Raw genomic sequence first — 14,158 nt, forward strand, 5'->3', positions numbered from 1 at the left:
CGCGGGTAAAACTCTGGATCTAGCAAAAATAGTTTAGCAAAAAAACGAGGCAGCCGCCTCTGGTTTAAAACTTTTGTTACCAAGCAAAGCATAATTCAAAATTCAAAACTTCCCAGGAACCCTCTTTTTCAGCAACACCTGACAGGGTAGGATCGTCCAAGTGCCGATCGACTTTCACCTTAAAACCCTATACAAATTATCAGCGTGACAAACCCAGACCGCAAACCACTACTCCTAGATTTTGAAAAGCCGCTGGCCGAACTCGAAACCCGAATTCACCAGATTCGCCAACTCGCCGCAGAAAACAGCGTCGATGTCACCGACGAAATTCGCAAACTCGAAGCTCGTTCGACCCAACTGCGGCAAGAAATTTTCAGCAGCTTGTCCCCCATGCAGCGGCTGCAACTCGCCCGCCACCCGCGCCGCCCGAGCACCCTCGACTACATTCAGGCAATTAGCGACGAGTGGATGGAACTCCACGGCGATCGGCGCGGCGGAGACGACCCGGCCGTCGTCGGCGGAATTGCCCGCATAGACGGCCGTCCTACAGTCATCATCGGCCATCAAAAAGGGCGCGACACCAAAGACAATATCGCCCGCAACTTCGGGATGGCAGCGCCAGGGGGCTACCGCAAAGCCCTGCGGTTGATGGAACACGCCGATCGCTTCTCGATGCCAATTTTCACCTTTATCGACACTCCGGGGGCTTGGGCGGGCTTAGAAGCCGAACAGCTTGGACAAGGAGAGGCGATCGCCTGCAACCTGCGAGAAATGTTTCGCCTCGAGGTGCCGATTATTTGTACCGTCATCGGCGAAGGAGGTTCCGGCGGCGCATTAGGTATCGGGGTCGGCGAGAGGCTGTTGATGCTGGAGCATTCCGTGTATACCGTGGCCACCCCCGAAGCTTGCGCCGCCATCCTCTGGAAAGACTCCGGTAAAGCCAACTTAGCCGCAGAAGCTCTCAAAATCACTTCCTGGGATTTGAAAAATCTCGGCGTTCTCGATCAGATAGTGCCCGAACCTGTTGGTGGCGCTCACTCTAACCCCCTGAAAGCTGCTGCTATGCTCAAAGGAGCTTTGTTGGAAAACTTAGCAGAACTGACACAGCTTACCGGCCAGCAGCGGCGCGAACTCCGGTATCAAAAGTTTCGCGACATCGGTGTCTTCACCGAAATTGCTGCTTGAGCCGATCGATTCAGATTTATTAGTTATGAAGTGAACTTCATAACTAATAACCCATAATTCATAATTCATAATTCTGCAAATCTATCAGCAGTGTTATAATTTTTCAGATGAGATCGGCTTAACAGTTCTTAATGTTACTCTCATAATTAATTGTTATCGCCTGCAGCCGACAGTTGTCTAATTTGCCGAAGAAGGCTGTAACGATCGATCGAGAGTTGCCGAGGGAAAGTATCAGGAAATTTAATGAACGATCGAACAACAAAGCAGGCTCTGATTACCGGAGCTAGCAGCGGTATTGGCAAAGCGACAGCGCTAGCATTAGCCGCCGAGGGCATAAATCTGGCCTTAGTTAGCCGAGAGTCAGAAAAATTAGAAGCTGTTGCCGCAGCAGCCAGAAAAGTCGGAGTGAAAGCAGAAGCTTATCCCTTAGACTTGGCAAAAATTGAGCAAGTGCAAAACGGCATCAGGGCGATCGTATCTCAATGCGGGCCCGTAGATATTCTGGTCAACAGCGCTGGTATGGGCTACACCGGCTCCTTGACCGAAACGCCCCTAGCCGACTGGCAGAGTGTCCTAGACCTCAATCTTACTAGCGTTTGGCAGTGTATTTTAGGAATTTTGCCCTCCATGCGCGATCGCGGATCGGGAATCATCATCAACGTTTCCTCGATCGCCGGCAGCCAAGTCTTCCCCAACTGGGGAGCCTACTGCGTCAGCAAATTCGGTCTCATGGCTTTGTCCAAGACATTGGCCGCAGAAGAACGAGCTCGGGGAATTCGCGTCACAGCCATCTGTCCGGGTTCTGTCAACACTCCCATGTGGGACACAGACACCGTACAAGCCGACTTCGATCGAACTGCCATGTTAACCCCAGAAATCGTCGCCCAATCAATTCTGCACGCAGTTCAGTTGCCGGCAAGTGCAGTAATCGAAGAAATCACCCTCATGTCCAACGCTGGAGTTTTGTAAACTTGAGATTTTAGACTCCTGGATTTTGCTCGAATTCAACCATCTTTGAATCTGTATCCCCCAATCAAAAATCAAAAATCAAAAATCAAAAATCAAAAATCAAAAATCAAAAATCAAAAATCGACCCTCACACAAAATTATTATGACAATTGCATCCAACAACGGTTCAAACACCTCGAACTCAATCTTGACTGACAGCATGAAACCTTCAGAAACCGCAGACAACAACGCCTCGCGCATCAGCACTCGACCAGATCGCAATTCCTCCAACGGTCAAGAATCCAACGTGCCCGTCCCCTCCGAAGTAGGCCAGGAAGAAATGATGGAGGCCGTTCGGACGCTGCTGCTGGGAATAGGAGAAGACCCCGAACGCGAAGGACTGCTCAAAACCCCGAAGCGGGTAGCAGAAGCAATGCAGTTTCTCACCAGCGGCTACAGCCAATCCCTCGAAGAACTTCTCAACGGCGCTATCTTTGACGAAGGTCACAACGAAATGGTACTGGTGCGAGACATCAGCGCCTTCAGTATGTGCGAACATCATATGCTGCCATTTATGGGTCGAGTTCACGTCGCCTACATTCCCAACCAAAAAGTAGTGGGACTGAGCAAATTAGCCAGAATTGTCGAGATGTACAGCCGTCGGTTGCAGGTGCAAGAACGTTTGACACGCCAAATTGCCGAAGCAGTTCAGACAATATTAGAACCGCAGGGAGTGGCTGTAGTAATGGAAGCTAGCCATATGTGCATGACGATGCGGGGCGTGCAAAAACCCGGCGCTTGGACGGTTACGAGTGCCATGTTGGGAGTGTTTCAAGACGAACAAAAAACTCGCGAAGAATTCCTCAATTTAATCCGCCACCAACCGGCATTCTTTTAGTCAGTTGACAGTTGGCAGTTGTCAGTTGACTGTGGTGAGCTTTCCAGCGAACAGTCAACAGTTATCAGTTTATAGTGACGATCGCCCGTTCTGCTAATAAAATGAATTGATGACTCATCGCTTGTGACTAAATGAATCCTATTAAATTCGGCACCGATGGCTGGCGCGGCATAATTGCCGACGATTTTACATTCGATCGCGTAGCGTTAGTAGCTCCCCTAGCGGCACAAGTTCTCGCAGAAACTGGAGGCAGCAGCGATAGCAGCAGCGGTACCGTAATTGTCGGTTACGACCGCCGGTTTTTGGCTGAAGAATTTGCCCAAACAGCGGCTAATGCCGTCCAAAACGCCGGATTTGACGTGCTGCTGAGCGAATCTTACGCTCCTACTCCGGCTTTTAGTTTAGCTGCCAAACAATTAAATGCTTTGGGTGCGATCGTCCTGACAGCCAGCCACAATCCCGGTTCATATTTAGGGTTAAAAGTCAAGGGCGGATTTGGAGGTTCAGTTTCGCCCGAAGTTACGCAACAGATAGAAGCAAAACTGGAAAATCCGGCGGCACTTTCAGCAACTGGCGGAAAATTGGAAAATTTCAATCCTTGGCCGGCTTACTGCAAAACATTGCGGGAAATGGTGGATATCGAGGCGATTAAAGATGCGATCGCCTCTGACAAAATTACAGTATTTGTAGATGCCATGCACGGTGCGGCCGCCGGAGGACTGGCACAAATTTTAGAAGAAACAGTGCACGAAGTCAACAGCGATCGAGATCCTCTGTTCGGCGGCGGTGCACCAGAACCCTTACCCCGCTACCTGTCGCAGTTGTTCCGCGTGATGCGTACCCACGGGCGAAAAGCATCTGGTTTGTCGATCGGATTTGTATTTGACGGAGATAGCGATCGAATTGCAGCCGTTGACTCTAGCGGAAATTTTCTGAGTTCACAAATCCTAGTTCCCATCTTAATCGAACATTTAGCTTCGCGGCGCGGATTAACTGGGGAAGTGATCAAAACTGTCAGCGGATCGGACATAATTCCCAAAATAGCCCAACTGTACAACTTACCTTTATTTGAAACGCCGATCGGTTACAAGTATATAGCCGATCGAATGCTAAGCACCCAAGTCCTAGTCGGCGGCGAAGAATCAGGAGGAATCGGCTACGGTACCCACATTCCCGAAAGAGACGCTTTGCTGTCAGCCCTGTACTTGTTAGAAGCAGTAGTCAAATCCGGGGAAGACTTAAGCGAAATTTACAGCCGACTGCAAACAGAAACTAAATTTACTTCAGCCTACGATCGCATTGACTTGCACTTAGCAAACATGGACGAACGTTCGCGCTTGCTAGATTTGTTAGAAAATCAACCTTTAACAGAAATTGCCAGCAAAGCAGTTGTAGATTGCAACAAAGTTGACGGATATAAATTCCGTTTAGCCGACGGAAGTTGGCTGTTAATTCGGTTTAGCGGAACCGAACCAGTATTGCGGCTGTATTCTGAAGCTGCGACCTTGAAAGAAGTCATGCAAAACTTGAACTGGGCGAAGAGTTGGGCGCAGAAAGGTTAATTTTTAAGTTAGATGAATGACACGGGCGAGACGCCCGTGCCACAGTTTAATTCTGTCAATAAAACTCGTTGGTAGTCAGGACTTTAGTTTTTGTTCAACGAAGGAACCGAGGAAATGGCAATGCCGTTTCCCTATCCCAAAATAATCAATTTTGATCGACAACAGATGTAACCATCGCCCGATTAATTGTAGGGATACGGCACTGCCGTTTCCTCCTCCCTTGCTTGTTGGTAATATCAATAATGGCATTGAAAAATATTTTTTCTAGTAGTTATACCATTTTGCCAAAATCCTGCCACAGTAGTTGTAAGATGCGTCACCCGAGAACAATTCCTCGCATTTCACGCCAGATATATCGTGCGACGCACCTTACACATTGGGTAAACGAAACAAACTCAAAAATTCTCTTGCAGTCAGCTTTTTTCTAAATAATATTCAACAAAATTAATTACATAAACAACTAATATGATATACTGAAATATTAAATTGTATTCAAACAGGTTTTATGCAGGTTTTTACTTCGAGATATCAATCCACTTTCGTTGAAATTGCTAAACCGAATTTATCCAGAAAGCAGACATCATCAAGTGCGCCACGCGAGCAGATTTTTTAATTTTAGTTTCACAAAATGTCAAAAATTAAAACAACCATGAAAATCTTTAAAATTAGTTATAACACCATGTATAACTGGTTGAATCGATGGGAACATTAGGTAATGATCAGAGTATACAATCAACCAGGTAGAGGCAGAAACAAAATATTTGATTCCGCACAATCAGCTCAAATTAGAGACTGGGTAAAATTGCAACCAAAACAATTAAAGCAAGTAGTACAACAAATAAAAAAAAGAATTCTCTATTAATATGAGTACGGAAACAATTAAAAGAATAATTTCAAAAAAAGTATGAATAGGCCGAGAATCCGTCCAGGTGTTGGCGGCCGGCCAGACCCCATAGAATACAAGTAAAAAAACAAAGATTTTCATAACTAAAATAACTAGAATATGAGGTAACAATTGATTTATACTATTTGGATAAATCTAGATTTTGTGGCATCCCATGTGTCCCTTATGGATGGCAAGAAGATATTGGCGAATATTTTTCAATTAATAGTCGTATAACTAAGCGTTTAAATGTCTTGTCAATCATGAATATACAAAACACTCGGTCTGCTTATATTTCAGAGCAGACTATTAATTATGATGTAATCGTAGCCTGCAAGTGATACTTTGTTTGCTGTGGTGGAGCGGCTAACATTTATTGTGCTACATTAAGCTTTTATTCATACTAGCAATGCCATTTTAGATCCAATACGGTTTACTTAAGACGATCTCCCTGGCACACCCCTTAAAAAGAGAGGGACAAGAATGCCCTCAAAGTTCCCCAACAATCAGGGGGATGCTGCAAGGGATCTCCAGGGCATAAATATGTTAAGTGAACCGTATTGATTTTAGATCAACTTGAAGAATGAAAAGAACGCGAATCTACTATATTTTGATTACCGATTTATTAACGTAAATTGAATTTAATTGAGATTCTATGGCGGTTGATCAAATATGAATCGCTAGAAATAGATGCCTACTCTAGCTGGCAATCTCTTGTTTCATGTGTAGAAACAATTATTAAAAGTTTTGGAGATAATTATGTAATTAATTTTGCTTAAGCTGTCGCGCAGATAAACATTGCATATTCAGGGCGGGCGGTAAAGCCCACCCCACAATAGTTTTATTGTTTTTTGACAGACAGTTTAAATGTAGAACAGCAAACCCTAATTAAACTTAAAAGCGAGCATCTCAATTTTGCTCGCAAGCGGACGCTCGCAAATCGTAAAAAATGCTTTTTTGCAAAAATGAGGTTTTCCAACCTTAAAACTTGGAGGGTTTTGCAGAGTTGGGTATTTTAGGTGTAACTACTTATCTAAAATTTCTTACCTTAAATCTGTTTTAACAACGACGCAGGCGATTTAATAATAGCACAATTTCGTCGGTTGCCGATCGCAATTTTGAAGCCGGCAGGTCAGATTGATTGACAATAATGCTAAACACCAGCGGCTCGTAGTTGGGAACTTCGATATATCCCGACAGCGCCGAAACTCCGCTCAAAGTTCCTGTTTTTGCTTGCAAAATTACGCGGCTTGCGGTAGAATTAAATCGATTTTTTAAAGTGCCGTTTTCGCCGGCGATCGGCAGCGAGGCGCGGTAAATAGATGCAGCAGGTGAATTCGCCATCAATCTCAAAGTTTGCACTAAGGCTTCTGGACTAATTAAATTGTGGCGGGAAAGTCCTGACCCGTCGGCTAATATGTAGCTGTTTGGATTCACCCCTAATTCTGTTAAAGCTGTTTTTAACTCTTTCAAACCAATTTCACTGCTATCTGTTGGCTGCAGGGGTATACTCTCTGTAATTTTGCCCAACAATCTCAACAAAACTTCAGCATAAACATTATCGCTTTCCTGATTGGTTTCTTTAACTAATTCCGCCATTGGCGGTGATTCGACTGCCGCTAATTCCTGACTAAAACTGCGAGAATTAGATGCAACTACTGCCCGATCGACTTTAATTCCTGCATTTGCTAGAGCTTGCTGAAAATGCTGCAAAAAATTGCTGGCAGGATTGACAACGGCCACATAGGCAGATTCAGATTCAGCACCAACTCTCAACTGTCCGCTAACTCGAATTGTCTGCCGATCGAACTCTCTCCCCACGTCCACAAACTCCGGTTCATTTTGTCTGACAGTCTCAGAGTTATTCAGAATTTGCCATTGATTTGTCAGTTGCGGTTCGGCAAAAGTAACTTTTAGAGGTTGCCCTAGATCCTGCGGGGACAAAAGAAGCTCGATCGAATTGCGATCGAAGATCAAACTATTAATCGGCGCGCCGTAGCCAGCTTGAGCATCTTCCCATTCCCAATTTGGATTGACCGCATTGCCTTGAAAATAACTATCATCCCCAATCAACTCGTTTACTTGACTAATTCCGCGCCGTTTCAACTGCTGCGCTAAGGATTTTAACCCAGTTTCAGTAATACTCGGATCTCCCCTCCCAACAATATATAAATTACCATTTTCGCCGCTGTAAACCGATGTCTTAATCCGAAAATCGGCACCGAGTTTCTGCAATGCAGCGGCTGTAGTTAGCAGCTTGACATTTGATGCCGGAATGAAATATTTGGCTGCGTCGCGGCTGTAGAGAGTAGCTGTAGAAGATAGAGGTTGAATCAAAATGCCCCAGCGCGATCGGCTAAATTCAGGACGATTGGCGATCGCATCTATTTTTGCGCCCAATTCCCCGGAACAAATATCCCCAGCAACCGCCGGCGTTTGAGCGACTGCCGCCGGCGCGCGCCCCAACACTAGCATTAGCAAACTAACTGCGATTCCTTGAATTTTCACAGTGCAATTTCCATAATATGTAGCCTTTTGAACTCTCATATGAGGTACTATGCGGCATAGGGCATCGGCCTGGGTGGGCATACCTCACACCTAACTGAGAACCGCTATATAAGATTGCCTGAATTTTTGATTGATAGGAAAACCGCAGATTTTAAGCAGATTTACACATATTTACGCAAATTTTTTAGAAAAAAAACGAGCAAATAAATGCAATCTTATTCTAACAATTTCTATTCAAATTAGATGCGCCATAACTTACAATTATCACCGCATCAAGTGAAGACTAATAATAATAACGCATATGAATTCTCGGATTGAACAGCGCCTCTACAGGTTTTCCCTCTTTGAGGTGCTCTTCCACAATCAACGGTACATCACTCGGTTTAACTCGACAATACCAAATTTCGTCAGGCGTGACTCGCACAGTCGGGCCTGTGTTGCACTGTCCCTGACAGCTACAGGCTTTAACACTCACCCCTGCAACGGGTTCGGCTTCAAAAGCAGCGAGCACTTCTGCTGAACCATTTTTTAGGCAAGATTGATACTGGCAAATTAATACACAGCGCGCTTCTGGTTGAGATTCTGATTCTGGGGCTGGAGATTCTGGCATCGGTAAGGATTTATCGGCTGTTTAATATATTTTAACAATGTCGTCGTCTGCCCGATCGCGTTATTCTAGACAAACGGCAGAATTCGCCAGTGCGATTGAAACAACCTTTCAAATTCTGGCATTCAAACTTTTTCCTTCCTTCTACCTTCTCACAAATCCCTTCAGCAGAGCTGCCTTTCTTCAGTCTATGTCACGCTTTGCCTATATGATCGGATGTAGAGCAAAAACTCAATCAACCGCCAATCATGCCCAAAACAGTAGCCGATCTGATGAGCCGCGAGCTAATTTTAGCGCGTCCCGAAATGCCCTTGAACGAAGCGATTAAAATTTTAGCCGATCGACGTATTAGCGGTCTTCCCGTCGTAGATGAGAATGGCTTATTAGTAGGAGTCATCTCCGAAACCGACTTGATGTGGCGGGAAACCGGCATAACTCCGCCCGCTTACATCATGGTACTCGACAGCGTGATTTACCTAGAAAATCCTTCGCGTTACGAGCGAGAACTCCACAAGGCTTTAGGACAAACAGTAGGAGAAGCGATGAGTAAAGAGCCAGTTACCATCGGCCCCGATGAATCTGTCCAAGAAGCTGCAAAACTAATGCACGATCGCAGCATCCACCGATTGCCGGTAGTTGATACAGAAGGCAAAGTAATCGGAGTCCTCACTAGGGGAGATATTATCCGAGCGATGGCTGCCGAGTCTTAATTAATTGTTGTAGTTGAAGGATTGTATCAGAAAATGAGTCGATCGCTCCTTCAATCTGCGAATTTTTGGCAATTGCCAATTACCAAATCTAAAATCTAAAATCTAAAATCTAAAATCCGATGAGCATTACCCCTGAATCTGTAGAACAATTGTTAAATTCCGAGGATTTTGGCGAAAGGCTGCGAGGTGTCAACCAACTGCGACAACTAGAACCTGCGATCGCCTACAATTTGATTCAAATTGCGATCGGCGACAAAAACGTCCGAGTCAGATACGCTGGCGTCAGCCAAATGTCAACCCTCGGCACGCAGAATCTGCCGAATGCTTTAGAGGTACTGCTTCACAGCTTGCACAACGACCCCGAACCCGACGTGCAAGCAGCAGCAGCCGATGCTTTGGGCGCATTGAAATTAACCGCTGCTTTAGAAGATTTGGAGCAAGTTTACGGCAGTACATCTGAATGGTTGGTGCAACTGAGTATCGTCGCGGCGTTGGGAGAAATGGGAGATTCCAAAGCATTTCCCATGTTAGAAAATGCCCTCGGTTCTGAAAACGAATTGATCCAAACTATTGCGATTAGCGCATTAGGAGAATTGGGAGATAAACGGGCGCTGCCGCTGCTGCTTCCCTACGCTTCTAATGCAGATTGGCAGATTCGTTATAGAGTCGCCCAAGCTCTGGGGCGGTTGGGCGGTGCCGAAGCAGAGGCGGCGTTGGAAATTCTCGCCCAAGATGACGTTGAGCAAGTTGCTCAGGAGGCTAAAGTCGGACAAAAAAAATAGTTGGAAATCTGGAGATTGCCACGCTTGACTCGCAACGCTGAGCGGTTGTTAATTTTGAATTAATCATACTGGACGAACAAACTTTCTGTTTAGGGTGCTACAAGATCGCACCCGATCGCGATCGGTAGCGGGATCAGGTGCGTGTCAACTGAAATGTTCCACAATTAATTCGTGTGGAAGCCTTTTATGGACTGGCTCTGGGGCCCATCTCACCAGAAATTAATTCTTTGAGAGAACACCCCGGAGAGCCTGTTTTTGACGGTGCAAGATGTCAGTGTAAAACGACTTTTTGCATCACTCCTCAAACTGTCGGAAGCCAATAGTAGAATTACTTCTGAGTATTTTAGAAAAAACTTAGTTGGCGCGCGATCGCACGTCTGAGAAACCAGGCTTTTTAACTGGTAGAAACCGGGTTTCTAGGTTCTGGCGCCAGCGCGCGATCGTCCTATTCCCCAGCCCCACCACAGCCGGACTCTTGACATTCGCACTTTGACCAGAGCTATAATCAAAATACATACAGCAGCAGGGGCAGGGATTAACACAATTATTGAATTGTACCCAGCCAACCAAGAATCGGGGAAACTATCGTTAAGACGGTAAGCAATCTACTAGCACTCGCCAAGTCTTAAAATTTTTAATCATCTCCATGATAGAACAAAATTCCGGTTCTCAGTCTTTGGACATTTTAACAGGAGAGCGATCCGCTTCTCAAATTTCCCAATCCCCAACCAATCAAAACTTTATTTATAGAGTTTTAGAACTAACCAATATAGAACGCAGTAAATTAGGTTTATCCCCCCTAACTTTAAATACTCAGTTACTGAGTGCGGCGCAAACTCAGAGCCAAAATATGGCACTGCAAGACTTCTTTTCCCACACTGGAAAAGATGGTTCTTCAACGCGAAGTCGGATTACTGCAACGGGCTATCAATTCAGGGTAGCAGCAGAAAACATCGCTGCGGGTTCTTCTACACCGGAACAAGTCGTTGAAGGGTGGATGAACAGCAGCGGCCACCGGACTAACATTCTTAACCCCAATCTCAAAGAAATAGGAATCGGTTACTATTTCTTAGCCAACGATACTGGCACAGAAAATAGGAATCACTATTGGACACAAGTTTTTGCTACTTCTGTTGACGGTAGCGTCAATGCAGCACCAACTACAACTACAACTCCAACTCCAACTCCAACTCCAACTCCCAACACATTAGTAGCAATTACTTCCCCAATACCCAATGCTGCGGGGGAGGGCAACCCGACACCAGTACCCAAGAATACAGCCAGCGGCGGCAACTATTTCCTATCAGATAGTGGCGATACTCAAATACCGACAACTGCTGCGGGATTGTCAATTTTTGCTCTTTCTGGCAAAGACAGTCTCATGGGTGGAGATGGTGTTGAGATAATTAATGGAATGCAAGGTGCGGATACACTTAATGGGGCTGGGGGCAATGACAGTTTATGGGGCGGGAAAGAATCGGATTTAATTGATGGGGGGGTTGGTAATGATTTTATCAGTGGCAACAACGATAACGATCGACTGATCGGATCTGACGGTAACGATACGATTCGCGGCGGCAAAGAAGATGATATCTTGATTGGCGGTAACGGATCGGATTTGTTGGGGGGCGATCGCGGGCAAGATATTCTGACGGGCGGTGACGGAAATGATACGTTTATTTTAGCAGGAGGTTTGTCTGCTGCGGCTGCTTTAATTAGTGCGGATGTGATTACTGATTTTGGGGCAGGAGATAAAATTGGTTTGACTGACGGTATCGGGTTTGCCAACTTGACTTTTGAAGCTGTGAGTTTGCAGTTGGATGGAGGTGCAAGTGTCGCTTCTACGGCGATTAAGTCTGGCAGTAATTATTTGGGAATTGTGCAAGGTGTAAGTGAAAGTCAGCTTGCATCAAGTGTTTTTGTGAATGGGTAACGGGGAATAGGTAGCTTGTAAGGTGCGTCAGTTGGTAGGGATGGGATGGGTAGCCCAGATTGTCGAAGCTGACGTACCCTACTACTTCAGAAGTAAGCTGTTGTGGCATTTAAACTGTATGTTAAAAAACTATAGACTTCTTGCAAAAATAGTTAGGACGGGTTCGAAGCCATCCCAAAATTTGATTAAAAGGACTTTTGCAAGAGGTCTAATAAAACAATGAGTGGGGTGTCGGGCCCGCCCTGAATATGCAATGTTTATTGGCGCGACAGCTGATCGCGAGTAGGTCGCGCTCAAAATACCAACAGTGTTTATCACATCAGATCCGGGGAAGAGATTTCACAATTTCTTGAATCGATTGCAAATGACAACTGACAACTGACAACTGACTAATGACTAATGACTAATTGATGCTACAGCCGATCGCAAATTTCCTTGAAACTCAGCCAAAATTCGATCGCACTCTTCCTTCTCCAAATTAGTCCAGTGCATCATCAAAGCTAATTTAACAGACTTGCCGCTTTTTTCGAGCAAAAAACCCGCTTCATCCCGACTCAAATCAGTCAAATCCTGCAACATCCGCACCGCCCGATCGCGCAATTTCTGGTTGGTCACCGCCACATCAACCATGCGATTGCCGTAAACCTTACCCAGCTTTACCATTACACCAGTCGAAATAATATTCAAAGCCATTTTTGTGACTGTACCGGCTTTCAAGCGCGTCGAACCCGCCACTACCTCCGGGCCAACCAACAACCGAATATCAACATCAGCCTCAAAATTCACCTGTTCCACGGGTACGCAGGCGATAAACACAGTCTTCGCCCCCCGCTGTCGCGCTGCGTGTAAGGCACCAGCCACAAAGGGCGTTGTACCTCCTGCGGTAATTCCGACAACCACATCTAAGTTGGTAATGTGACGGTGGGCGATCGACTCCGCCCCATCCTCACTCCGATCCTCCAAATCCTCCGAACTCCGCACTAAAGCTCCCGCACCCCCGGCAATTATGCCCTGTACGAGTTCTGGCGGGGTGCAGAAGGTGGGGGGACACTCGGCTGCATCGAGCACCCCCAAACGCCCGGAAGTACCTGCACCGACGTAAAACAGGCGGCCTCCTTGACGCAGAGATTCGGCGGCGGTGTCGATCGCCCGGGCTAACTCTTGGCGGGCGGTGGCGATCGCGATTAATGTGTGGGCATCTTCCCGGTTGAACAAATCGACTAATTCGATCGAACTTAACTGGTCTAAATTTTCGCTGTTGGCATTCACCTGTTCAGTCAGCAGATGCCCTCTTTCTTCTAAATTTTTCATTTTTTTTTATTAGTCACTTGGCAGTTGTTAGTTGTTAGTTGTTAGTTGGCAGTTGTTAGTTGTTGGTGATAATTACCAAGGCCCAATGCCCGGAGCGGGCCGGAGCGGGCCAAGGCCCAATTCCCGGAGCGGGCCGGAGCGGCCCATGACCATTAACCAATGACCATTAACCAATGACTAATGACTGCTGACTGCTGACTGCTGACTGTTACAAGAGTCCTTCGAGTCGGCGACGCATAGAATCGAGTTCGTTTTGGGAAACCTCAGAATCCGGCTCCGGATCAGGTTGCTCCTGGGCCTGCCACTGAGTTTGTGTTACATTGTCTTCTGGCGGAATCGCTAGCGCGCCCGCCGGCACCAGTTCCCAATCATAATCAACACTGTCGCAGAACTCCTTAATTTCTTGATCGTCGATCGCCTCGACGGTAGCTTCGGGGAAATCCTGAGCTTCCAACATCACGCCAAAGCGGGTGGCGTCATCTTCCGACTCAAACATCAGAACTTTGTTGCGATCGCCGAGTTGAATGGTATGAATTCCCTCATTCTCGGTGCGGGCATTGAAGAGTAAGACGAACACTCGCATAAGTTTTAAAGACCTTCTTAACCACCGTTTTTTTATCTTAGAAGCGATCGGGCAACCGATTTTAGATTTTAGATTTTAGATTTTAGATTGAGGGCAGATCCTGGACTGGGGGGGATCGAAAAGAGTTGGGGCATTTAGACGACTCGGTTGGAGATTTTAGATTTTAGATTGAGGGCAGATCCTGCACTGGGGGGGAAATCTAGGGGATTTGGGGGAGTTGGAGGACTTGGTTTTGGGTAGTGTTGCGT

General features: G+C 46.2%; 12 protein-coding genes. 7 read left to right on the forward strand and 5 right to left on the reverse strand.

The genetic code is table 11. From position 1 onward, the window contains the following. The first annotated feature begins 204 nt into the window (after nucleotides 1-204). The 4 genes from accA (at nucleotide 205) to IQ270_RS04270 (ending at nucleotide 4,593) form a co-directional block, all read left to right on the forward strand. Nucleotides 205-1,185: an acetyl-CoA carboxylase carboxyl transferase subunit alpha gene (gene accA, locus IQ270_RS04255; protein WP_193972007.1), complete on the forward strand. Its 981-nt coding sequence runs from the start codon at nucleotides 205-207 to the stop codon at nucleotides 1,183-1,185. 243 nt (nucleotides 1,186-1,428) lie between these two features. Beyond that, a complete protein-coding gene (locus IQ270_RS04260) occupies nucleotides 1,429-2,154 on the forward strand; it encodes an SDR family oxidoreductase (protein WP_193972008.1) in 726 nt (241 codons plus the stop codon). 142 nt (nucleotides 2,155-2,296) lie between these two features. Further along, a complete protein-coding gene (gene folE, locus IQ270_RS04265; protein ID WP_193972009.1) occupies nucleotides 2,297-3,031 on the forward strand; it encodes a GTP cyclohydrolase I FolE in 735 nt (244 codons plus the stop codon). A gap of 131 nt (nucleotides 3,032-3,162) precedes the next feature. Then, complete coding sequence (locus tag IQ270_RS04270) at nucleotides 3,163-4,593, forward strand: phosphoglucomutase/phosphomannomutase family protein (RefSeq protein ID WP_193972010.1); 1,431 nt, start codon at nucleotides 3,163-3,165, stop codon at nucleotides 4,591-4,593. A gap of 1,942 nt (nucleotides 4,594-6,535) precedes the next feature. Here the strand turns inward: IQ270_RS04270 and dacB are convergent. Continuing rightward, nucleotides 6,536-7,984 carry a D-alanyl-D-alanine carboxypeptidase/D-alanyl-D-alanine-endopeptidase gene (dacB, locus tag IQ270_RS04275; RefSeq protein WP_339384282.1) on the reverse strand — a complete coding sequence of 483 codons (1,449 nt, stop codon included), beginning with the start codon at nucleotides 7,982-7,984 and terminating at the stop codon, nucleotides 6,536-6,538. Nucleotides 7,985-8,267: 283 nt separating this feature from the next. Then, nucleotides 8,268-8,594 (reverse strand): ferredoxin, encoded by a 327-nt coding sequence (locus tag IQ270_RS04280; RefSeq protein ID WP_193972012.1) that lies wholly within the window; start codon nucleotides 8,592-8,594, stop codon nucleotides 8,268-8,270. 245 nt (nucleotides 8,595-8,839) lie between these two features. Between IQ270_RS04280 and IQ270_RS04285 the strand changes: the two genes are divergently transcribed. Together IQ270_RS04285 and nblB are read left to right on the forward strand one after the other, a co-directional pair. Then, nucleotides 8,840-9,301 (forward strand): CBS domain-containing protein, encoded by a 462-nt coding sequence (locus IQ270_RS04285; protein WP_193972013.1) that lies wholly within the window; start codon nucleotides 8,840-8,842, stop codon nucleotides 9,299-9,301. A gap of 119 nt (nucleotides 9,302-9,420) precedes the next feature. Beyond that, nucleotides 9,421-10,083 carry a phycobilisome degradation protein NblB gene (gene nblB, locus IQ270_RS04290; RefSeq protein WP_193972014.1) on the forward strand — a complete coding sequence of 221 codons (663 nt, stop codon included), beginning with the start codon at nucleotides 9,421-9,423 and terminating at the stop codon, nucleotides 10,081-10,083. A 354-nt stretch (nucleotides 10,084-10,437) separates the two neighbouring features. Here nblB and IQ270_RS04295 read toward each other — a convergent pair whose 3' ends face one another. Next, entirely contained in the window at nucleotides 10,438-10,599 is a 162-nt protein-coding gene (locus IQ270_RS04295; RefSeq protein ID WP_193972015.1) for a hypothetical protein, read from the reverse strand. 130 nt (nucleotides 10,600-10,729) lie between these two features. Here IQ270_RS04295 and IQ270_RS04300 point away from each other — a divergent pair, with 130 nt between their 5' ends. Continuing rightward, nucleotides 10,730-12,016 carry a CAP domain-containing protein gene (locus IQ270_RS04300; RefSeq protein ID WP_193972016.1) on the forward strand — a complete coding sequence of 429 codons (1,287 nt, stop codon included), beginning with the start codon at nucleotides 10,730-10,732 and terminating at the stop codon, nucleotides 12,014-12,016. A 396-nt stretch (nucleotides 12,017-12,412) separates the two neighbouring features. On the opposite strand, the gene murQ is transcribed toward IQ270_RS04300, so the two are convergent. Then, nucleotides 12,413-13,327, reverse strand: coding sequence for an N-acetylmuramic acid 6-phosphate etherase (gene murQ / locus IQ270_RS04305; protein WP_193972017.1), 915 nt, complete (start codon nucleotides 13,325-13,327; stop codon nucleotides 12,413-12,415). 208 nt (nucleotides 13,328-13,535) lie between these two features. Next, entirely contained in the window at nucleotides 13,536-13,910 is a 375-nt protein-coding gene (locus IQ270_RS04310; protein ID WP_193972018.1) for a DUF3110 domain-containing protein, read from the reverse strand. Between the last annotated feature and the right edge of the window lie 248 nt (nucleotides 13,911-14,158).

Source organism: Microcoleus sp. LEGE 07076 (genome assembly GCF_015207455.1).
In the GTDB taxonomy this organism is placed as follows: Bacteria; Cyanobacteriota; Cyanobacteriia; order Cyanobacteriales; family Microcoleaceae; genus Microcoleus.